This window comes from [Mycobacterium] fortunisiensis (assembly GCF_019050325.1).
GTDB classification, from domain to species: domain Bacteria; phylum Actinomycetota; class Actinomycetes; order Mycobacteriales; family Mycobacteriaceae; genus Mycobacterium; species Mycobacterium fortunisiensis.
Genome location: NZ_VOMB01000010.1, coordinates 147,915 through 169,606, shown reverse-complemented (window position 1 = coordinate 169,606; position 21,692 = coordinate 147,915). Strand labels below are relative to the sequence as shown.

15 protein-coding genes are annotated in these 21,692 nt (G+C 65.8%); 11 read left to right on the top strand and 4 right to left on the bottom strand.

All coding sequences use genetic code 11. The features are described 5' to 3' along the window. Window positions 1-50 precede the first annotated feature (50 nt). The gene (locus tag FR943_RS07485) at window positions 51-1,583 is read right to left on the bottom strand and encodes a DUF1254 domain-containing protein (protein ID WP_246584900.1); all 1,533 of its coding nucleotides are present in this window, start codon (window positions 1,581-1,583) and stop codon (window positions 51-53) included. 421 nt (window positions 1,584-2,004) lie between these two features. Here FR943_RS07485 and FR943_RS07480 point away from each other — a divergent pair, with 421 nt between their 5' ends. After that, window positions 2,005-3,474: a DUF1254 domain-containing protein gene (locus FR943_RS07480; protein WP_217155714.1), complete on the top strand. Its 1,470-nt coding sequence runs from the start codon at window positions 2,005-2,007 to the stop codon at window positions 3,472-3,474. Window positions 3,475-3,491: 17 nt separating this feature from the next. Here the strand turns inward: FR943_RS07480 and FR943_RS07475 are convergent, their stop codons facing one another. Then, window positions 3,492-4,799 (bottom strand): PucR family transcriptional regulator, encoded by a 1,308-nt coding sequence (locus FR943_RS07475; protein WP_217155713.1) that lies wholly within the window; start codon window positions 4,797-4,799, stop codon window positions 3,492-3,494. Between the two features lie 153 nt (window positions 4,800-4,952). Here FR943_RS07475 and FR943_RS07470 point away from each other — a divergent pair, with 153 nt between their 5' ends. The 5 genes from FR943_RS07470 to FR943_RS07450 are packed head-to-tail and all read left to right on the top strand — an operon-like array spanning window position 4,953 to window position 11,222. Continuing rightward, window positions 4,953-6,416 carry a class I adenylate-forming enzyme family protein gene (locus FR943_RS07470; RefSeq protein ID WP_217155712.1) on the top strand — a complete coding sequence of 488 codons (1,464 nt, stop codon included), beginning with the start codon at window positions 4,953-4,955 and terminating at the stop codon, window positions 6,414-6,416. A gap of 25 nt (window positions 6,417-6,441) precedes the next feature. Next, a complete protein-coding gene (locus tag FR943_RS07465; protein WP_217155711.1) occupies window positions 6,442-8,220 on the top strand; it encodes a DUF3556 domain-containing protein in 1,779 nt (592 codons plus the stop codon). Next, on the top strand, window positions 8,217-9,659 hold the full coding sequence (locus FR943_RS07460; protein WP_308170491.1) for a phytoene desaturase family protein: 1,443 nt from the start codon (window positions 8,217-8,219) through the stop codon (window positions 9,657-9,659). The genes FR943_RS07465 and FR943_RS07460 overlap by 4 nt, the downstream gene beginning before the upstream one ends. 10 nt (window positions 9,660-9,669) lie before the next feature. Beyond that, complete coding sequence (locus FR943_RS07455; protein WP_217155709.1) at window positions 9,670-10,431, top strand: SDR family NAD(P)-dependent oxidoreductase; 762 nt, start codon at window positions 9,670-9,672, stop codon at window positions 10,429-10,431. A gap of 14 nt (window positions 10,432-10,445) precedes the next feature. After that, window positions 10,446-11,222, top strand: coding sequence for an SDR family NAD(P)-dependent oxidoreductase (locus FR943_RS07450; protein ID WP_217155708.1), 777 nt, complete (start codon window positions 10,446-10,448; stop codon window positions 11,220-11,222). A 10-nt stretch (window positions 11,223-11,232) separates the two neighbouring features. Here the strand turns inward: FR943_RS07450 and FR943_RS07445 are convergent, their stop codons facing one another. After that, a complete protein-coding gene (locus FR943_RS07445; protein ID WP_246584899.1) occupies window positions 11,233-12,291 on the bottom strand; it encodes an NAD(P)-dependent alcohol dehydrogenase in 1,059 nt (352 codons plus the stop codon). Window positions 12,292-12,510: 219 nt separating this feature from the next. Continuing rightward, window positions 12,511-13,794: a glycosyl hydrolase family 28-related protein gene (locus FR943_RS07440; RefSeq protein ID WP_217155707.1), complete on the bottom strand. Its 1,284-nt coding sequence runs from the start codon at window positions 13,792-13,794 to the stop codon at window positions 12,511-12,513. A gap of 200 nt (window positions 13,795-13,994) precedes the next feature. Between FR943_RS07440 and FR943_RS07435 the strand changes: the two genes are divergently transcribed. From FR943_RS07435 to FR943_RS07415, 5 genes are all read left to right on the top strand, one after another. Beyond that, window positions 13,995-15,188 carry a lipase family protein gene (locus FR943_RS07435; protein ID WP_217155706.1) on the top strand — a complete coding sequence of 398 codons (1,194 nt, stop codon included), beginning with the start codon at window positions 13,995-13,997 and terminating at the stop codon, window positions 15,186-15,188. Window positions 15,189-15,215: 27 nt separating this feature from the next. Further along, window positions 15,216-16,565 carry an alpha/beta hydrolase gene (locus tag FR943_RS07430; RefSeq protein ID WP_217155705.1) on the top strand — a complete coding sequence of 450 codons (1,350 nt, stop codon included), beginning with the start codon at window positions 15,216-15,218 and terminating at the stop codon, window positions 16,563-16,565. A gap of 135 nt (window positions 16,566-16,700) precedes the next feature. After that, window positions 16,701-18,650, top strand: coding sequence for a cellulose biosynthesis cyclic di-GMP-binding regulatory protein BcsB (locus FR943_RS07425; RefSeq protein WP_217155704.1), 1,950 nt, complete (start codon window positions 16,701-16,703; stop codon window positions 18,648-18,650). 2 nt (window positions 18,651-18,652) lie between these two features. After that, window positions 18,653-20,170, top strand: coding sequence for a phosphatidylglycerol lysyltransferase domain-containing protein (locus FR943_RS07420; protein WP_217155703.1), 1,518 nt, complete (start codon window positions 18,653-18,655; stop codon window positions 20,168-20,170). A 29-nt stretch (window positions 20,171-20,199) separates the two neighbouring features. Then, window positions 20,200-21,669, top strand: coding sequence for a glycosyltransferase (locus FR943_RS07415; protein ID WP_217155936.1), 1,470 nt, complete (start codon window positions 20,200-20,202; stop codon window positions 21,667-21,669). The last annotated feature ends 23 nt before the right edge of the window (window positions 21,670-21,692 follow it).

Here is a 21,692-nt window from a genome sequence, read left to right as displayed (position 1 = left end):
CAAGGTGTGCCAGGTGGCTCCGCCCTGCTGTCAATGCAATTTCCACCGTGCTACATCGCCTCGATGGCGGGCGGCTTCCAGGTACCCTCGGTGATGCCGGGCTCACCCCAGTAGGCACGGATGTAGAGGGAGAACGGACCGTCTGGCGCCGGCAGCCAGTTCGACTCTTGTTCTGGTCCAGGAGATTTCGCCCCGGCATAGAGCGTCAGCGATCCATCGGGGTTGCGCTTGAGGTTCTTGTTCTTGGTGCCCAACGAGTACCGGTTGAGATCGTTGGGGTGGAACAGGTGCTTGTCGTTGTAGAGCGTCAACGACCAGAACCCCTGCACCGGAGGTTCCTGCCCGGCCGGGAAGGTCACCTTGTACGTGCGGTCGCCGCGCATCGGAGCACCGCCGGCGTCGTTGTCGGTGTAAAAGTACTGCGTCTCGGTGGGCCGATTGTCGAACATGTTCGATTTCGCCGTACCGGTGCGGTCGAAGTAGTCGATCCCGAACTGCGCGTTGTTGGTGGAACGGTTCCAGCCGTTGCCTGCCGGCCGGCCGTTGTGTGCCCACTGGAAGAACTGTCCGATGACATCACGTTCGGTGGCGACCGCGGTGTCGACGAGAACCTTCTTGATATCCGGGTTCTGAGTCGCCGAGTCGAGCAACGCCCGGAACTGCGCGTAGAGCGCTTCTTCGCCAGGAAGGGGCGACACCTGGTCCAGGATGGTGCCGAACTCGTCGAAGAACTTCTCGGGTACAACCCATTTCGTTTCACCGGCGCCGGGTTCGGCCGGCGGCCCCGGGATGGCGGGCGCCTTAGCCCATTCCGTGGTCTTCATCTTGCCGTCGAAGTCGCTGAGCGGATAGAAGTCGATCTGGTTGATCACGGACTGGATCGCCGCGCGGTCCTCGGGGGTGTCGTCCATGAAAACCCGTGGCACGGCATTCGACAGCGATGTGGAGCTGCGGATCACCGCCTCCACCCCGTCGGGCTTCTCGCCCTCCCAGTTCGGCCCGGCCAGCAGGTAGAACCCGGGCTTGGTGGCGTACGGTTTGCCGAGTTCGCCGAACTGGTCGGTGCGCGCGTCGTAGAGGGCGTAGACCCAGAAGCGATCACCGAAATCGGGCACCTGGGCGATCACCGGCTGGTCATCGAGAGAGAAGTAAGCCAACCCGTACACCACGTCCTGATTCGGGCAGGTGACAAACGTCTCGGCCGGATCGATGTAGCTCGACAGCATCCCGAGCCGGCCCTGCGGCGCGACCGGCAGGACACCATTGAGCAGGCCGGGATGGGGCGCCTGGGTGATCTGGGTGCGCCGATTGAGCATGTTGACCATCGGCCACCCCCAGACGTAGGCGAACTGCGCGATGGTCTGGGCGTAACCGGGGAACATGCCGACCCCGCCCGCGGGTTGCGTGACATCCGGGGTGCCGGCCGGCGCGTTCGGCGTCGCGGGCGACGTCGACGGGGAAGATTCCGCCCCTTCGTTGTCCTTGTCGTTCGAGCAGGCGGCCATCGCGGTCGCGACGCCGGCGGTGGCGGCCGCCAAACCCGCGGTGCGCAGCATTCCGCGTCGACTCAGTTGCATATCCATGTCCCTACAGTTCCTTTCCCGGTTCCGTTCGGGTCGCGCAACGCAAATCCATAGCGACCATAGCCGCAATTGACTTGCGCTACGGGCATTCCAAGTCGTCGATCAGTAGCGCGCCGCCGAATATCCCGACATGGACCATCTCACCCATTTTGGGTGAGATGGGTGAAATCCTTTGCCCCGATCCACATTTGCCTGCATCGGGCTCTCATCGACGCGAAGCGATTCGAAACACCGATCAACGCATTTCATCGACACCACGCGGGTAGGTTGAGTACCACACCAGTTCATCTCACGGAAGGCGCGGAATGGCCTGGGAGTTGCCCCGAAGAGCAGCACTGCAAATGGCAGTCATGACCGCAGCCTCTGCCGGCGCGGGAGTGGCGATCGGGCGTGCGCGCGCGAGGAAGGAACACAGCCTGAAATGACGGACTCCGACCACTTCAAGACCATTGCGGACGCCGAATTCTCCGGCGGCTATCCCACCGCGGACGCTTCGACGGCGCTGACCGAGGAACTGTATTTCCAGCGCGCAGTACAGGCCTATCTGTGGGCCCTGCCCGCCGTCAACATGTACGCGATGAAGAAGGGCCTCGGCGACGTCGCCGGCACCGGCTACAACGTCATGTCGGTCTACGAGAAGCGCCTCAAGCCCAACACCATCATCACCACGCCCAACTCCGACGTCATCTACTGCATGGGGTTCGCCGATCTGAGCGAAACCGGGCCCCTGGTATTGGAGGCGCCGCCGAAGATCCAGGGCCTGATGGACGACTTCTGGCATCGCCCACTCACCGGTCCCAAGATCGGTGACGTCCAGTACCTCGGCGACATCGGGATCCCCGGCCCCGACAAAGGCAACGGCGGCAAGTATCTCGTCGTCCCCTCCGGACAGAACATCGAGGAACTCGGGATCGACCCGAAGGAATACTTCATCTACGACTGCCCCACCAACGGGGTGTTCCTATTCCAGCGCGGCTTCTTCCAATCGGTCGACGACCTGACACCGGGGGTGAAAGCCGTCGAGGGGCTCGTGGTCCGTCCGCTCAAGGGCGAGGCCGAGCCGATGAAGTTCCAGCACGTCTCCGACCTGCCCGCCAATGCCCTGTTCGCGCATGACGCCGGCTACTTCGACATGCTCGACGAGTTGATCCAGAGTGAACGCATCGATTCGGTCGACCCGTACATGCACGGCACACTCGCCGCGCTCGGCATCGCCAAAGGCCGCGAATTCGCCCCCACCGACCGCCAACACGAACTGCTCGGACTCGGCGCGCAGACCGCGTGGAAGATGGCCAAGAACATCGCGGCCCACTTCGACCAGGAACAGAACGCGCTGTGGTGGTCGGACCGGCACTGGGTCGCCCACGCCAAGACCGAACTGGACGACTTCTGGCACACCATCCTCGACGAACAGTGGCGGGATCGCACCACCGGCCACACCGACGTCAACGCCAAGGCGCACATGTTCATCAACGCCTATTCGATCAGCACCGGGATGATGTCCTCGATCGTCGGTATGGGGGCCAAATACGGCGCGGCCTACAAGGACAGCAACGGCGACTATCTGCGCGGCGAGAACAACTACACGATCGACCTGCCCGCCAACCCGCCGGCGAACATCCTGTGGTCGGTGACCGTCTACGACGCCGACACCGCCGCCGGCGTCGATGCGCCCAATCAGGGCTATCCTTCGCTGAACTCGATGAACGATCTGGCGTTCAACGACGACGGATCGGTCACCTTCCACGTCGGGCCGAACCCTCCGGACGGCGCGAAGAACTGGCTCAAGACCGTGCCCGGCCGCGGCTGGTTCAGCCTGATCAGGTGGTACGGACCCAAACAGGAGTTCTTCGACCACAAATACAAGCCGGGAGATTTCGTCAAACAGTAATTTTCGTCGGGACCGCTTCAGCCGCGGTCGGTTTCGATGCCCGACGAGGTCGGTGGGGTCAACACACTGGTACCGAAGTTCCGGCATGCGAGCAGAGCCAGCTCAACGTCCAATCGGTCGTCGCCGATCGGTTCGCCACGTCGCTCGACTGCACGTTGCACCCGGTACTTGACCGAATTGTGGTGCAGGTTCAGACGTTCGGCCGCTGCCTTGTAACTGGAGTTCTCGCTGAGGAAGACCTGCAGCGTCTGCCGGAGGCGCGCGTCGTTGTCGGTATCGGCGGCCAACTGTCCCAACGTCTCCGACACCCAGGCCTGCAGCTGTGCCAGATCCTCGCTCAACATCGCCACTGCCAGTATCCCGGGTTCCCCGGCGGCGACGAATGGACGATCGGACGGCCCCGCGAGCATCACCCGCCGTGCATTCTGCGCCTGGCGGTGCGATCGCCGGAAACCGTCGATGCCCGATTGGGCAGTGCCCGCCGCGACATACAGCCGGCCGGGGTACTCGGCCACGCGGCTCCGGATCGCGTTGATCGGATCGGGTGAGGCACCCGGAATCAACGGTAGCCAACCCCATGCGGTCACGCGGTCTGCGGCGACGAACAGGGGGCTGTCCCGCAGCGACAGTGACTCCGAAACCTCCCGCAGAAAGTGCTCCAGGCCCATCAGCTCCCGGCCGGGAACCTCGTTGGCCCCGGCCCACAGGACCACGGCGAGGTGCGTGCGGCGCAGCGGATATCGAAGCCCGGCGCTGACGGCATCGGTGTCGACCGGACCGGAGGGGGCATCGAGGAGTTCACGCACCCGCAGCGCGCGAATGCTGTTCCGGTTCTCCACCCAGCGTTCGCGCTCGGTCTCGTACGATGCCACGACCTGTTGCGAGATCCAGTCGATGTACCGGAACGTCACGTCGCTGATGGCGTCGAACACGTCGAGCGCCAACGCCGCATCCAGACCCGCAGCCCGCACCTCCACCAGTACCTGCTGAAGCATCTGCTGCTGGCCCAGCCGATACGCCCGGACCAGGGCATTGGCCGGAATTCCGTGCTGCGCGACCCGGCGGGCGTACTCCAGGGCGGCGGTCGGTGGTTCGACCCGCTCGATGTCGATGCCGTACCGCAGTGCGTCGAACACGGTCTCGACATTGCCGGCCACGCTGGCCCGCAGCAGTTCCAGGAGCTGCGAGTCGCCCCGCAGCTCGATGATCTCGTCGGCCAAGTGGTGCTGGATGAGGCCGACGACATCCACCGCCCGGTCACGCAGCCGATCGATGATCACCGTCACGCTCGCGTCGACGGACCTCCCACCGTGGCCAACAGCCATGTCGGCACGGTACCCAAGCAGCGAGCCCGGCAGCGGGGCTTTTGGTTCCTCGAAACAAACGTGTGACCGGACTTGGTGGCGCGACGACGGTGTGGGTTCGGTCACGCATCCATACGGTGGCTTCGACCGACAAACACCGACTCAGGACATGCCGTGCCCCTGCCTTCCCTGCCCGACCGCCGCGCCATCGAAGCGCCCGGCGCACCGTGCGTCGCCGACGACGACGTCGTGCTCGACAACACCGAGTTCCTCGCCGCGGTACGTGGCGCCGCGGCCACCCTGCGCCGCCACGGCGTCGGGACCGGTGACGTCGTCGCGGTGATGCTGCCCAACACCGTCGACCTGGTGGTCGCGCTGTTCGCCGCGTGGCGCATCGGCGCGGCCCTGACCCCGCTGAACCCGGCGCTGTCGGCCGACGAGGCCGACTACCAGATCACCGATGCCGCAGCGAAGGTGCTGATCGTGTCCGAAGCGCGGGTCTCGAGTGCGCCGGTGACGGTCCTGGCCACCAGTGACCTCACCGCCGACGCACCGTCCGATATCGAGCCGCCTTCGGATCCGGACCTGCTGGCCCTGCTGATCTACACCAGTGGAACCACCGGCAAGCCCAAGGGCGTCATGCTCGACCACGGCAACCTGAATGCGATGTGCCAGATGGTGATCGACGCCTTCACGCTCACCGCATCCGACCACAGCCTGCTGATCCTGCCGTTGTTCCACGTCAACGGGATCGTGGTGAGCACGCTTGCGCCACTGCTGGCCGGGGCGCGCACCACCGTCGCCGGACGCTTCAACCCTTCGACGTTCTTCAGCCGTGTCGAGCACACCCGCGCCACCTACTTCTCGGCCGTACCCACGATCTACACGATGCTGGCCGACCTGCCCGAGGAGCAGAACCCGGATACCTCATCGCTGCGCTTCGCGGTGTGCGGCGCGGCACCGGCCAGCATCGAGCTGCTCGACAAGTTCGAAACCCGTTACGGCGTACCGATTGTCGAGGGGTACGGCCTGTCGGAGGGCAGCTGCGCCAGCACGGGTAACCCGCTGGGCGGGGTCCGCAAGCCCGGCACCGTCGGCCTGCCGCTGCCCGGGCAGACGATCCGCATCGCCGGCGAAGACGGCAACCCGGTCGCCGCCGGCGAGCTCGGCGAGGTGCTGATCTCGGGACCCAACGTGATGCGGGGCTATCTGAACCGGCCGGCGGAGACGGCACGGACTCTCGTGGACGGCTGGCTGCACACCGGCGATATCGGCCGCCTCGACGAGGACGGCTACCTCGTACTGGTCGACCGCGCCAAAGACATGGTCATCCGCGGTGGCGAGAACATCTATCCGAAAGAGATCGAGGCGATCGCCTACCAACTGCCCGGCATCGCCGAGTCGGCCGTTGTCGGCCGCCCCGACCCGATCTACGGAGAGCAGCCGGTGATGTTCGTCGCGCTCTCACCGGAGGCTCGTCTCGACAGCGCGGACATCGGCGCCCATCTCGCGTCGAAGTTGGCGAAATATAAACGGCCGGTGGACATCACCATTCTCGACACGCTGCCCAAGAACCCAGTCGGCAAGATCGACAAACCCGCCCTGCGCACCGTCGCGGCTGCCGCCCGTACCGCTTGACCATCCCGAAACAGGAGTAATTGACATGGGATTCGCACAACCCGACCTGCCCGCGGTCGAACCTGAACACTTCCTTCGCCAACCCCTCATGGAACGCATGCGCATCTTGTCTGCGAACTGGGTCGAGCACGGCTTCGGCTCACCGTGGATGGTGCACGTCATCTACATCGCCAAGCTGATCTTCTGCTACGCGCTCGGCGCAGTCGTGGTGGCCACCCTCACCTCGGATCTCCCTGCGTTCTGGCATGTCTCGCAATGGTGGAACCAGCCGATCGTCTACCAGAAGGCCGTGTTGTGGACAGTGCTGCTGGAGGCCATCGGTGTTGCGGGCTCCTGGGGGCCGCTGGCGGGCAAGGTGAAGCCGATGACCGGCGGCATCCTGTTCTGGGCGCGTCCCGGCACCATCCGGTTGCGGCCGTGGAAATGGGTCCCGTTCACCGCAGGTGACCGGCGCACCCGGGTCGACGTGCTGCTCTACGTGGCACTGCTGATCGCTGTCGCAGTGCCGCTGTTGGCACCCGGCGCGCCGAGTGCCTCGTTGTCAGCGGCGCTGCCCGACAACACTTCCGGGTTGGTGAGCCCGATGCTGCTGATCGCCCCCATGGTGCTGCTCATGCTGATGGGGCTGCGCGACAAGACCATCTTCCTGGGCGCACGCGGCGAGCAATACCTGCCCGCGTTGTTCTTCTTTGCCGTGTTGCCGTTCGTCGACATGATCATCGCGCTGAAGCTGCTGATCGTCGTGGTGTGGGTGGGCGCCGGGGTGTCGAAATTCGGCAAGCACTTCGCGAACGTCATCCCCCCGATGGTCAGCAACAGCCCGTTGATCCCGTCCAAGTGGTTCAAGCGTGCGCACTACCGCGACTTCCCGCACGACCTGCGGCCGTCGCACCTGGCGCAGGTCATGGCGCATGTGCTCGGCACCACCGTGGAGATCATCGCACCCCTGACCCTGTTGTTCTCTCAGAACAAGATGCTCACCATTGCCGCCGCCGTGTTGATGGTCTGCTTCCACCTGTTCATCGTCTCCACCTTCCCGCTGGCAGTCCCGCTGGAGTGGAACGTGCTGTTCGCCTACGCGTCGGTGTTCCTGTTCGTCGGTTTCCCGGCCTGGGATGGCTACGCCGTCACGGACATGTCGTCGCCGTGGTTGACCGCGGTGATCGTCGCGGGCCTGGTGTTCTTCCCGATTCTCGGCAATCTCCGGCCGGACAAGGTGTCGTTCCTGCCCTCGATGCGGCAGTATGCCGGCAACTGGGCCTCGGCCACGTGGGCCTTCGCCCCGGGGGCGGAAGCCAAGCTGAACAAGGTCACCCGCTCGGCCGCCAACACCGTCGACCAGTTCGTCACGTTCGGCTACGAGCCGGAGTGGGCCGAGGTCACCATGAACGCGCCGATCGCCTGGCGGTGCCTGCACAGCCAGGGCCGGGGCCTGTTCTCGGTGCTGCTGAAAGCGTTGCCTGACATCGACTCTCGCACGGTGCGCGAGGCCGAGTTCGTCTGCAACTCCCTGATCGGCTTCAACTTCGGCGACGGCCACCTGCACAACGAGGACCTGATCGCCGCGGTGCAGCGCGAGGCCCAGTTCGAGCCCGGCGAGCTGGTGGTGGCCTGGGTCGAGTCACAGGCCTGGGGCAGCTCGGTGCAGCACTACAAGCTGATCGACGCCGCCACCGGCGTCATCGAGCGGGGCACCTGGAAGGTGGCCGACGCCGTTCAGACCCAACCATGGTTGCCCGACGGCCCCATCGCCACGGAGATCACCTGGTCGCGCGATCACCGGACATCCGGGACGCGGGTGTGAACACCGCGACAGTGGTCGGCAGCGGGCCCAACGGCCTGGCTGCCGCCCTCACCCTCGCCGAGGCCGGCCTTTCGGTGACGGTGCTGGAGGCGTGCGACGAGATCGGCGGCGGCACCCGCAGCAGCGAGGCCCTCGTGCCCGGGCTGCTGCACGATCACTGCTCGGCGATACACCCGATGGCGGTCGGCTCTCCCCTGCTCGCCGGGCTGGACCGCTACGGCCTGCAGTGGCAACTGCCCGAGTTCGATTGCGTACACCCACTCGACGACGGAAGCGCCGGGGTGTTACACCGCTCCGTCGGCACCACCGCGGACGGGATGGCAATCGACGGCGCCGCCTGGCGCACATTGTTCGGCGGACCGGCACGCCGGTTCGACGCACTCGCCGAGGACATCATGGGCCCGCTGCTGCGGGTTCCCTCGCATCCGCTGACCCTGGCCCGGTTCGGCGCGCCGACAGTGCTTCCGGCATCAGCCCTGGCCCGCGTCTTTCGCACCGCGCAGGCGCGGGCATTGTTCGGCGGCGTTGCCGCCCACGCATTCCGGCCGCTGCACCTGCCGATGACATCGGCCATCGGGCTGGGAATCCTGACCGCGGGTCATCGGCACGGGTGGGCAGTGGCGGTCGGCGGTTCGCGCCGCATCACCGACGCGATGGCAGCCAAACTGACGGGCCTGGGCGGCCGCATCGAAACCGGTGTCCGCGTGCGGTCGGCCTCGCAGCTCCCGCCGGCCGACATCACGATGTTCGACCTGGCACCGGAAATCGTCGCGGACATCCTCGGCGACCGCCTGCCCCACCGCGTGGCGAAAGCCTATCGCCGCTTCCGGCGCGGACCCGGCGCGTTCAAGGTCGACTTCGCCGTCGAAGGCGGTGTGCCATGGACGAATTCGAACGCGCATCGGGCCGGAACCGTCCATCTCGCCGGCACCTTCGCCGAGCTCGCCGCCACCGAGCGTGCTATCCATGCCGGGCGGATGCCCGAACGTCCGTTCGTGCTCGTCGGCCAGCAGTACCTCGCCGACCCGCAGCGCTCCGTAGGCAACGTCCACCCGGTGTGGAGCTACGCGCATGTCCCCAACGGCTACACCGGCGATGCCACCGAGGCGATCATCGGCCAGATCGAACGCTTCGCACCGGGTTTCCGGGACCGCATCGTCGGCCACACCGTCCGCTCCACCACGGCAATGGCCGGTTACAACGCCAACTATGTGGGCGGCGACATCATGACCGGGGCCAAGGACATTCGTCAGCTGACCTTCGGCCCGCGCGTCACCCTATCGCCGTATACCACCGGAGCGGGTGGCTATTACCTCTGTTCGGCCGCCACCCCGCCCGGACCCGGCGCACATGGGATGTGCGGACTTCACGCCGCTACGACCGCGTTGGCAGACCTGGGCGTGCCGACAACTTATCACATTGTCCAACAACACAATTAGGAGATATTCCATGAATGACCTGACGGGTCGCCGGGCAATCGTGTCAGGCGCCGCCCGCGGTATCGGCCGCGCGATTGCCGAGCGTTTGGTGGCCGGTGGCGCCCGAGTGGCCGTCGCGGACGTCGACGGTGCCGGCGCCGAGGACGCCGCAGCCGAACTCGGCAACGGCTGCGTCGGTATCGCGTGCGATGTTCGGTCCACCGCCGACGTCACCGCAGCGGTCGCCACTGCTGTCGACGCATTCGGCGGGCTGGACCTGCTGGTGAACAACGCCGGCATCGAAATCGCCAAACCGGCAGTCGAAATCACCGATGAAGAGTTCCTCGGCATTCTCGACATCAACGTGGTCGGTACGTTCCGGTTCACGAAGGCCGCGGTGCCCGCGCTGGCCGCGGCCGGAAGCGCCGCGATCGTCAACATGGCGTCGGTGGCCGCGACTGCCGGTGGACCGTTGCTGAGCACGTACTGCGCCTCGAAGGGAGCGGTCATCCGGTTCACCGAATCGGTGGCCATCGAGCTGCGGGACGCCGGTATCCGGGTCAACGCCGTCTGCCCGGGCATCGTGCAGACCGACATGGCCGATCGCCTGGCCGCGCCGATCGAGGCGATCGCGCCGATCCCGTTCGACGATCTGATCGCGCTCAAGCAGGGCCGCTTCGGCACCCCCGGCGACGTGGCCGAAATGGTTGCCTTCCTGGCTTCGGCGCAGGCCCGGTTCATCACCGGCAGCCACTACCTGGTCGACGGCGGCCTCACCGCGAACCTCTTTTAGACAGGAGCACTTTCATGACTGATGCAACTCAATCTCTGGCCGGCAAGGTTGCGGTCATCACCGGCGCCGCGCGCGGTATCGGCCTCGAAATCGCCCGAACCTATGCGGCACACGGCGCCAAGGTGGTGATGTCCGACATCGATGCGGCGGCGATGACCGACGCTGCCGATGCGCTCGACGGCGCCTGCGCATTCGCGTGCGACGTCACCGACGAAGACAGCGTCGTCAATCTGATCGACCACACCCTGAACCTGCACGGACAGGTCGACATCGCCGTCGCCAACGCCGGCATCGCCACCGTCTCCCCGCTGGCCGAAATGTCCTACGAAACCTGGCGGAAGATGATGTCGATCAACCTCGACGGGGTGTTCCTCACCGTCAAACACGCCGCCCGGGCGATGGTGGGCGCAGGCACCCCGGGTTCGATCATCACGATGGGGTCGGTGACCGCCCTGGCGGGCACGCCGCTCCTCGGGCACTACGCGGCCACCAAGGCCGCCGTGGTCAGCCTGACCAAGACGGCGGCGCTGGAGTTGCGCCGGCACGGCATCAGGGTCAACTCGATCCTGCCCGGTTTCGCCGAGACCGCACTCGTCACGGGCAACAAGGAGACCTACACCGCAGCGATGGGCGGCCTCGACTTCGACGCCGTCATGGCTCAGGCACAGGGCGGGTACGTCAGCGTCGAGGACGTCGCGGCCGTGGCTCTGTTCCTGGCCGGTGCCCAGTCCTCGTTCTGCACCGGCGCCGGCTACGTCGTCGACGGTGGACTGACCGCCAGCCTCTTCTGAGGGCTACCCGTCACGGCACCACGACGGCGCGTCCGTTGACCTTCCCGTCTTTCAAGTCTCGATATGCCTGCGGGGCGTCATCGAGTGAGTACTGGGTGGTTTCGACATGCAGCTGCCCTCTGGCGGCCAGATCGAACAGCTCGACGAGTTCGGGATGCGAACCCCAGTAGGTGGTTTGGATGCTGACCTCATACGGCTGCGCGAAGAAGGACAGCGGCACCGAGCCGCCGGCGAGGCCGACGATCGTCACGTCGCCGAGCGGCCGGGCCGCCGTTCGGGCCAGTTCCATGGTCGCCGAGGCACCGACGAAATCCAGCAGGACATCGGCACCATGCCCGGCAGTCAGATCTTTGATGGCCGTCACGGCGTGATCATCCGACGGCAGAACATGATCCGCGCCCATCTTGGTGGCAAGTTCCAGCGCCTCTTTACGGTTGTCGACGGCGATCACGCGCGCGCCCGTGGTGGCCTTCACCAATTGCAGCCCGACATGGCCCAGGCCGCCGATACCGATCACCACGACAGTCGAGGTCGGTGTCATCTTCGGCCATGACCGGCGGATGGCATGGTAGGGAGTCAGACCCGCGTCGGTGATCGGCGCGGCGGTGGCCGGCTCCAGGTCGGCCGGAAGCGGGATCAGCAGCCGCTCGAACGGAACGAGGAGATATTCGGCCATCCCGCCGTCGAGGCCCAGACCGCCGCCGCCGTTGACCACCGGCGCCGCCGCCTGGTTCTCGCAATAGCTCTCGATGCCGAGTCGGCACCGCTCACACTTCCCGCAGCCCCACGGACCGTAGACTGCGACCGCGTCTCCCTCCGAGACGGTGGTGACCCCGGCACCCACCGAATCCACCCAGCCGGCGTTTTCGTGGCCGAGCGTGAACGGCATGGTCCACGGCATCGTCCCGGGCTCGAAGTCGTGCATGAGGTGCAGATCGGAGTGGCAGGCTCCGGCACCTCCGACCTTGACAACGACCTGTCCGGGTCCGGGTGTCGGCTTCGGCACCTCGACCAGTTCGGGTTCGGTCTTCCAATCCATCAGCCGTAATGCCTTCACGATGCCTCGCATTCGTGGATCTCTGCGGATTATTCGAATTCCGGCTCGACGATAACGCCTGCCACCGGCATTGCGGCGAGGATTCCCGATCACGATTTACACCGGCTGCCCGGCAAATTCCCTCACCCAAATTGGGTGACCCGAGGCTCAGACATGCACGTGCCGAACAGACAGGCCGACGCCCGCGTCCAGATCCGGGTCAGCCGGGAATGTCTCGGATCGGATTTCAGATCACAGAATCCACCAATTCGCCCCGTCGGAGATCACCTCTACCGCCGCGCCGCCGGCGAGCGCGAATTCTGCTGCTCCCTCGACGCTCTGCCGTGCGTGAGCGCTGATTTTCGCCTCACTACCCGAGATGTTTTTGACCGTGTACCGCGAGGTGTTGTCCACGGCCGTGGGCAATCTGACCACCGAAGCCCCTTCGCCGAGCAGATACACGTACTCGGCGTCGGGAGAATTCTCCAGCGTGCCGGGGGCGGACAGGGTCACCACCGAACGTCGTGACACCGCTCGATTCCCCGATGTGTTGCCCGCAACGCCGACATTGCGCCCCTCGGCCCGGACCGGGGCAACGCTGTACCCGTTGTTGTCCCACTGGTTTCCGGATATCGCGATGTCGTCGACGTACTGGGCGTCCACGGCATAACTCCAGCCCGCACCGTCGTCGGTGTTGGCGATGAAATTGCCGGTGATGTTGAAACCCTTGGTGCGGTGGTCGGCGTCGACCGAGTAGATGCCGATGGCGGGGTACTCGTTGGGCGCACCCTTACCGCCGTTCGTGATGTTGTTGCCGACGATCGCCACCTGCTCATTGTCGGATTCCATCCACTCCGGCATCCGGAAGACAATGGCCTCCCGGCGGGCGTTCTCGCAGATGTTGCCGATGATGTTGAGCGACTTGCAGCCGCGCAGCTCGATGTTGTGAATCGGCTCGCCGTCGAGATGGTTGGCGATGATGCGCACCGGCCCCGCCTCGATCGACAGATTCGGCCCGCTGGACCCGATGTTGTTGTTCACGATCCACGAATCGTAGAAATGATGGGTGGTGTAGATGCCGTAGCCGGTGCACTGCTCGATGAAGTTGTCGTCGATCCAATTCAACAGCCCGTCGGTGTCGGCGTTGATCCGCATGCCGAAGTCGGTCCAGCCGTCGAGCCAGCAGTGTCTGATGTAGCTCTTGTCCAGGTCGACATCAAATCCCGGTGAGCCCCGAAAGTTCGCATCGACCTTGAGGTTTTCGATCCGGCTTTCCCGCCAGAGCCCGCTGATCGGCGCGACATTCGCCGTCACCCGCAACCGGGCGGCCCGTTCACCGTCGCCGAGCAGGCGGACCTGGGCAAACCCGGCGGAACCGTTACCGATCGAATCCGAGAGCGCGTAGGCACCCGCCGGAAAGAACACCGTCCCGCCGCCGGACTCGACGGCCTGGTGAATGGCACTCATCACGGCCGCAAAATCGTCTGTCGTTCCGTCCCCGGTGGCGCCGTGGGACATCACATCGATTACCGGCATAGTGGCCGATCCTAATTGCCGACAGGACCCGATTCGCCATTTCACAAGATCCGAAACTCCAAGCGTATTCACGATTTCGAGACGCCCCGATCATCAACACACCGGATGACCTTGGGCATACATCCCACACGTCCAATGCCGCGATGAAAAGATGGGACAACGGCACCAACCCGCCACGGATCGCTATGTAAGGGAAATCGATGGTTCGAGTCACTGTTCTGTTCTCGGTCGCGCTCGCCGTCCTCACGGCGTGCGGCGGACCGTCGACGCCGTCCTCCACCGAGGATGCAGACAGCGCCGGCCACGTCATCTCCCAAGCGCCACTGGACAACTTGGCGCCTGAATTGCGTGATGCCGGCTCGGCGGCCAAGACCATGACGTACGCCTCGCGCAACGGGGTGAACGACGCGGTGTCACACGTGACAGGGACGGTGTTCGTCCCCAAGGGCGATCCGCCGAAGGACGGTTTTCCGATCGTGGCTCTCGGGCACCGGACCCGCGGAACGACAGCGGATTGCGCACCCTCGCTGTCGCCGGACCTCGGCGGTGAGGCCGCGACGGTGGCGGCACTGTTGAAAGCCGGCTATGTGGTGACCGTGCCCGACTACCAGGGCCTGGGAAAACCGACCGAACCCGACGAATACGACTTCCACCCGTACCTGGACTCGACCACCGCCGGTTACAACATGATCGACGCGGTACGGGCCACGTATTCGATGGTCCCGGGAGCATCCACGTCCTGGGCCGCACTGGGCGCCCTGGAAGGCGGCCAAGCCGCCTGGGCCGCAAACGAACTCGTCGACAACTACGGCGAGGGCCTCACGCTGGTCGCCGCCGCGGCCATGGCACCGATGGCGAACATCGAAGGCCTCGCCGACGCCGCCATGGCCGGCACCTTGAACCCCGACCAGAAACTGGCCTACATCGCCTACCTCTCGGCCTTGAAAGATCAGTACTACTACGACTTCGAACTCGACGACTACCGGCGCGGGGCCGCCCAAGAGAACTGGGACGCCCTGCTCAGTTGTCACGACCCCGCCCAACGCAGAACGCTGGCCGAGCAGCTCAGCCCGGACGACCTGCGCCCCGCCAACCCCGAAGCGCTGCAGACATTGCGCGGGTATTTCCAGAAGACCAACCTCCCCCAGGGGCCCACGAAGGCACAGATGTACGTCATCTACGGCGGCCAGGATTCGGTGATCCCGGCGGCGTGGACGGACCGGGCACTCACCGAGGCCTGCAAGATGGGCGACGGCATCCAAATCGCCTTCTGGGCAGACAAACCGCGCGAACAGATCGAACCCCTGGCGGCGCTGGGTTGGCTCAACGACCGGATGAAATCGATTCCCGCGGCCAATGATTGCCCGGCGTTCCTCGCCGCCCACCAACCATGACCGACTGACCGGAGCGGAGCCACACCGATGTCATTGACCAGCGGCTGGGTGCCGATAACTTTCGAAATCCTGGCACTGGCGGCTTTGATCTTCGCGGTCGGCCGCCAACCCCGGCCCACGCTGCTGCGGTGGGTGACGATCGCGCTCCTGGCCGGCGTGCTGTTCGCGGTGGTCGTTCGGGTGAGCGTGAAATATCAGGGCTGGTCGGAGCGCGCTGCCTCGGTCGGCACGGTGATCTGGGTGGTCATCACGGGATTCGCCGCCGCCATCATGATTTTGGCCTGGCGGGGCGGCTGCTGGCGCCGCCGGATCCTCTCGATGGTTGCCGTGCTGCTGGCGGTGGTGTGTGCGTTCGCCCAGCTGAACATCGCCACCGGGTACTTCCCGACGGTCCAGGCCCTGTGGCAACGCGTGACCGGATCCGAACCACCGCAATGGATCGATGAACCCGCACTGGCCGCCATGCGCGCGAACGGTGAACAACCGACCCGCGGAACCATCGTGTGGGTGGACATCCCGCGGGATGCTTCGGGATTCGGCCACCGACGCGAGCTGGTGTACCTGCCGCCGGCGTGGTTCCGGTCCGATCCCCCGCCCCAGTTGCCGGCCGTGATGGCCATCGGTGCAGAGTTCAGCCACCCCTCCGACTGGCCGGAATCCGGCGGTGCTCTCGAGAGCCTCGACGAGTTCGCGGCGTTCCACCACGGGTACGCCCCGGTGGTGGTGTTTCCCGACGCCACCGGGGCGTTCAACAACGACACCGAATGTGTCAACGGCCCCCGCGGTAACGCGGCCGATCACCTCACCAAAGACGTGCGCCCATACGTGGTCTCGCATTTCGGCGTCAGTGCGGACCCGGCGAACTGGGGTCTGGCCGGCTGGTCGTCCGGTGGGACGTGCGCGCTGATGCTGGCGGTCCGAAATCCCGAGCTGTTCAGCGCCTTCGTGGCGCTCGACGGGCAACTCGGCCCCAACAGCGGGACCAGGGATCAGACGATCGCCCGGTTGTTCGGTGGGGATGCGGCGGCCTGGGCTGCGTTCGACCCCAAGACGCTCATCGAAAAACACGGCCGCTACGACAACATGTCAGCCTGGCTGGGGGTTTCGGAGAAGACGCCGACGGTGCACCGCGCCGCAAGTGATGTGCCGGTGGACCCGAACGCGATCGCCGGCTGGGATCAGTACTCCGAAGAGCACGCGGCCAACGCCAACAAGCTGTGCCTGCTGCTGAGTGCCCACAATGCGGAGTGCGCGGTGGTCAGCTACCCCGGCTCACATACCTTCCCGGCGGCCGGGGTCGGGTTCGCCGACGCGCTCCCGTGGCTGGCAGGCCGGCTCGGCACCCCACATTCCGAGCAGGTCCCCCTACCCCGCTAGAACTCAGCCGCACCCCGTTCGCGCTCACCCATTTCGGATGAGTGCCGACGCCATCGCGATATCCGTCGCGACAGATGGTGCTGAATTGTGCGGTACCCGGGCACAGGAGCGTTGCGCACCTTAGTCTGGCCAGCGATGGTTACGAGACGTCTGAGCCGGTTGATCGCGGTGGCCACCATCGGCGCCCTGGTGTTGCTGCTGAGCCCGACGGCAGGTGCCGCTCCCGGCGACGGGCTGGCTTCTGCTCCGACGCTGTCGTTGCGGGATCTGGGCTCCGATCCCGACATCGAGCTCTACGGTCAGGCGGGTGTGCAGACCATCGACATCCCGGTGTTGCCGGGAACGACACCGACGGTCCTGAACACCACGGCGTTGGTACCGACCTTCGTGCGGACCGCAAGCCTGACCGTGCTGCAGGACAACCGGGTGATCTCCCGGCAGGACGTCCCCACGGGCGGCCCGGTGCCACTGACCATTCCGCTGGCGGGGGTCCGAGTGGTGGACAACGCGGTGACGCTGATGCTGCGCACCTACCTGCTACCGCTGGAAGGCTATTGCCTGGACCCCAGCAACCCGATGCGCCTGACCGACACCACAGTCGGCTACGAAGGTGGCGAACGGGCCCCGACGGCGATCGCCGATTTCCTGCCCCCGATCCTGCGCGCACTCACCATCTACGTCGCGCCCGACGTTTCGCAGGGCGTGGCCGACGCGGCAGTGCAACTCGCGGCCGCCATCGCGGCGCACTACGGACGGCAGTACCCGGATATCTCGCTGGCCCGGATGGGGCCCGGCTCCACACCGCCGCCCGGCACCGCACGACCGTTCGAACGCCAGGTCGTGATCACCGAAGGTCCGAAGGCCCAGGTTTCGCTGCAGCCCAACGACAGCGGCGTGCCGTCCCTGTTGGTCTCCGGGCCGGCCAATGAGTTGACCAATCAGGCCCGCCTGATCACCAGCAACGTGGCCCAATACGCGCTGAGCACCTCGGCCGTCGCCGGACCACTGCGCTCCGCGCCGCAACTGACCACCAACCTGACCACGATCCGTAAACTCGGTCAGCCCGGCGTCAACTCCACGGCGATCAAGCCCGAGGTCTACATCTCGCTGGACCAGACCCGATTGGGACGGGCATCACACAATGTGCGGGTGCATCTGCGGGGCTCCTACACCCCGCTGCCCGAGGCCATGGGCGGCCGCCTCGTCGCATCGGTCGGATCCGACACGATCGACCGCTGGGAGGTCACGCATGAGGGCGTGATCGACCGGTGGATCGACGTCCCCGACCGGTTGCTGGCCCGGTTCACGAGCCTGCGAATCCAACTCGACATTGCCGGCAACACCGGTTACTGCGGCGAGTTCCAGCCGCTGACGCTCACCATCGACGGCGAGTCCGAAGTGTCGAGCGAGCCGGCCTCACCGCCGGTGCCGGCCGGGTTCCAGTCACTGCCCCAGTCGCTGATGCCTCGGGTCGAGGTCGGTATCGACCCTGACTCGTCGGACGACACCGAGCGTGCGGTCACCCTCATCGTGGGCATGCAGCGGCTCAGCGCGCTGCCGCTGGACACCGCGGTGGTGCCGCTGCAGGAGGCCATCGATTCACCCAATCCGGCGGTCCTGATCGATGCCGACGACTGGGACCATCCGGAGATCAGGTTGCCGGTGGTGGCACCTCGAAACATTCCGATGATGATGGACGTCACCGATGACAGCGGGCAGCCGACGACGCTCACGCTCGAGCCGGCCTTACGCTTCGGTTCCCTGCAAACCGTGGTCGACGGGAAGCGCTCGCTGTTGGTGGCCACCTCCAACGGGGCACCCGAACAGCTCGATGAGTTGCTGCGCTGGCTGCACGCCAACCGGCAGCGGCCGGCGAACCTCGACGGCGTCGCCGTGATATCGGTGCCGGGCAGGGCGCCGGTGACCGTGCTCGCCACGCAGAACGTCGAACCGACGCCCGATACCCGGGCCGCACCCGACATCAAACCCTGGTGGTTCGCCACCGGTGTGCTGGTGCTGCTCGTCGCGAGCACCGCCTGGTGGTTGTGGCTGCGACGCCGGCGGTCGGCCACACCGGAGGAATAGCCGTGACGGCCCCCGTTCAGCCTGCCCCGCCCCCGGCCGACGAACGTAAACCGTTGCTCGGTGTACACAGCTCGGTTGCCATGGCCACCCTGCGGTGGGCCTTCATCGTGGCGACCAGCGTATTTGCGTTCCACCGCACACTTTTCAGCCTGATCGACACCACCCGGCACGGCGGGATGAACGGCTATGTCTGGATGGTGGCGTTCGCGTCCCTGTTGGCCGCGGCGGGGCTGGCCATCCACAACCGCACCGAACTGCCCATCCACGACCGACAGACCGACATCATCGTCGCGATCATGGGCCTGGTGCTGGCGCTGCTCCTGCACGGTGTGCTGCTCCAGCGTTACGCGCTGTACTTCGACCTGCTGCGGCTGGATCTCGTGGCCTGGTGGTTGTTCATGCTCAGCGCGAGCATCGCGCTGTTCGGGCTGCGGCCCGTCACCCGCTTCGGGTGGGCCTGGTTGCTGCTGCTGGCCGTCTTCCCGCTGCCGTACCACATTTTCGTGCTCGTCCTCGGCGGCTCACACGTCGCCGCCGCGATGGGCACGCTGCTCGTCGCGGCGGCGGGCACCGCCATCGCGGTCGGAAGACATTGGGGGCGTGGGCTGATCGGCGCGTTGTCCTCCTGGGTGGCTGGGCTGACCGTCCTCGTGCTCATGTACGTCTTCTTCCGCGGTGCGTCGCTGCTCGCCTATCAGCTGATCCCCGCCATGACGGCGATCGTTGTCGCCGCCTCGGCAATGTTCCTGCTGACCCGCAGGGGCCGGCCGATCCGGGTGTTGTACCGCAAGATCGAACCCCTTGCGGCCAAACAGGTCTGGTCGGCTGTGCCGCTGGTCCTCGTGGTCGCCGTCGCGCTCTCGTTCGTGCGGTTACCCGATTCCGGTGTGCCCGAGCCGGCGCGGATCGCGGGCACGAATCCGAGCACCAGCCTGCGCGCACCGGCCGGCTGGCACGTCGCCGCCACCCGAACCTACCCGTGGGTGGCGCGGATCCACGGCGAAGGCGGCGAACTGGTCCGGCAGGAGATGGTCGCAGACCATCGCGATCCGCGTTTCGACAAGTTCGCCCGCCCGCGCGCAGTTGTCGTCGACACCATCACCACCCCACGTCCGGCCTCGTTGTCGTTGTTTCCCGCGCGGATGCCCTACCGCGTCAACGGGGTACGTATCTCCACTCCCCGTCAGGTGGACCTCGGCCACGGCATTTCCGGCACCCTGCTGACAGCGGTGGACGACGAGATCCTGATCACCTGGGATGCACTGGAGTGGACCTGGACCAACGGATCTGTCGCACAACGGATCGTGATCATCGCCGTGGACAACCACGACGACGACGCCCCGTTCCCGCAACCGACCGGAGGAATCGTGCGCACGCTGAACTCGATGTTCACCATCCTGTTCCGCGGGAACACCGCGGCCACCGACACCAATCCGGTCATCAAGGACGAGGTGCTGCTGACGGAGTTCGGGCGGGCGCTGGCCGACGCCCAGCTCGAAGACCAAAGGACCGAGCGGTGATCCCCCGCGTCGAGCGGACCCCGCTGGACATGGACAACCCAGCCGACCGGGAATACGCGCTGAACCGCGCCATCGAAGGCCTGCGTGAGGACCACCCCACCGAATCCGCGTCAATCCCACTGTGGGGCTGGCAGAAACCCGTTCTCATCGCCCTGCTGTTGATCACCATCGGTTGTGCCATCTGGCAGCCCACGGCCACCGCCGTCACGGTGATGGGGCTGTGCACACTCGGCTACGTCCTGACGATGTTCGACCGGGTCTTGATGTTCAAGGAAGGGCTCGCGTGCCCGCCGATCACCATCACCGACGCGCAAGCGCGCGCCCTACCTGACGATCAACTGCCCCGGTACACCGTGCTCGTGCCCGCCTACAACGAACCAGAGGTGGTTGCCGACCTGCTCGGCGCCATGGCGGCGCTGGAGTACCCATCCGACAAGCTCCAGGTGCTCCTGCTGCTGGAGGCCGACGACGACGTGACGATCAACGCCGCGAAGGCCTGCGCCCAGTCGGACATGATCACCATCGTCCTGGTTCCCCCGGCAGACCCGCGCACCAAACCGAAGGCCTGCAATTACGGTCTGTTCTTCGCCACCGGTGACATCGTCACCATCTACGACGCCGAAGATCTGCCCGACCCACTGCAGCTGCGGCGCGTCGTCGCCGCGTTCCATCAGCTACCCGACAACATCGCCTGCGTACAGGCCAAACTGGCCTACCACAATGGTCATCAGAACTTGCTCACCGGATGGTTCACCGCCGAGTACGCGCTGTGGTTCGGCTACCTGCTGCCCGGCATGATGAACAGCTCATCGCCGATCCCCTTGGGCGGCACGTCGAACCACCTGCGTCGCGATGTGCTCGACCAGATCGGCAGCTGGGATCCGTTCAACGTCACCGAAGATGCCGACCTCGGCCTGCGCATCGCGTCGACGGGGTATCAGACGGCGGTGGTGGATTCGACCACTCTGGAAGAGGCGAACAGCGACCCGATCAACTGGGTGCGGCAGCGTTCGCGGTGGTACAAGGGCTACCTGCAGACCTGGCTGGTGCATATCCGGCGGCCGGTGAGATTGTTCCGCACCCTGGGATTGCGCAGCTTCCTGCGGTTCAACCTGGTACTCGCCGGAACCCCCATCATCGCGGTGCTGAACCTGATGTTCTGGCTGATCACGGTGTTGTGGTTCCTGGGCCAGCCGGCCGCTGTGGGCGCGGTGTTTCCTCCATACGTCTATTTCCCCGCGCTGGTCTGCCTCATCCTCGGCAACATCGCGACGATGTACATGAATCTCATCACCCTGCGCGAGGACGACCGCTCGGACCTTCTGGTGGCCGCCCTCACGGTGCCGGCGTTCTGGGTGATGATGAGTGTCGCCGCGACCAAGGGCGTATACCAACTGATCCGCAATCCGTCCTACTGGGAGAAGACGTTTCACGGCCTCACCGAGCGGCCTGATGGAGGAGCCGAATCCGAGCCGGCAGACCTGGCCACCGCCACATGAACGGCCGGCTGACCGACCGTCGG

What these genes read in the sequence shown, in the direction of transcription:
- FR943_RS07485 (WP_246584900.1), bottom strand. Translation starts at nt 1,583, where the DNA reads ATGGATATGCAACTGAGTCGACGCGGAATGCTGCGCACCGCGGGTTTG.
- FR943_RS07480 (WP_217155714.1), top strand. Translation starts at nt 2,005, where the DNA reads ATGACGGACTCCGACCACTTCAAGACCATTGCGGACGCCGAATTCTCC.
- FR943_RS07475 (WP_217155713.1), bottom strand. Translation starts at nt 4,799, where the DNA reads ATGGCTGTTGGCCACGGTGGGAGGTCCGTCGACGCGAGCGTGACGGTG.
- FR943_RS07465 (WP_217155711.1), top strand. Translation starts at nt 6,442, where the DNA reads ATGGGATTCGCACAACCCGACCTGCCCGCGGTCGAACCTGAACACTTC.
- FR943_RS07455 (WP_217155709.1), top strand. Translation starts at nt 9,670, where the DNA reads ATGAATGACCTGACGGGTCGCCGGGCAATCGTGTCAGGCGCCGCCCGC.
- FR943_RS07450 (WP_217155708.1), top strand. Translation starts at nt 10,446, where the DNA reads ATGACTGATGCAACTCAATCTCTGGCCGGCAAGGTTGCGGTCATCACC.
- FR943_RS07445 (WP_246584899.1), bottom strand. Translation starts at nt 12,291, where the DNA reads ATGCGAGGCATCGTGAAGGCATTACGGCTGATGGATTGGAAGACCGAA.
- FR943_RS07440 (WP_217155707.1), bottom strand. Translation starts at nt 13,794, where the DNA reads ATGCCGGTAATCGATGTGATGTCCCACGGCGCCACCGGGGACGGAACG.
- FR943_RS07435 (WP_217155706.1), top strand. Translation starts at nt 13,995, where the DNA reads ATGGTTCGAGTCACTGTTCTGTTCTCGGTCGCGCTCGCCGTCCTCACG.
- FR943_RS07430 (WP_217155705.1), top strand. Translation starts at nt 15,216, where the DNA reads ATGTCATTGACCAGCGGCTGGGTGCCGATAACTTTCGAAATCCTGGCA.
- FR943_RS07425 (WP_217155704.1), top strand. Translation starts at nt 16,701, where the DNA reads ATGGTTACGAGACGTCTGAGCCGGTTGATCGCGGTGGCCACCATCGGC.
- FR943_RS07415 (WP_217155936.1), top strand. Translation starts at nt 20,200, where the DNA reads ATGGACAACCCAGCCGACCGGGAATACGCGCTGAACCGCGCCATCGAA.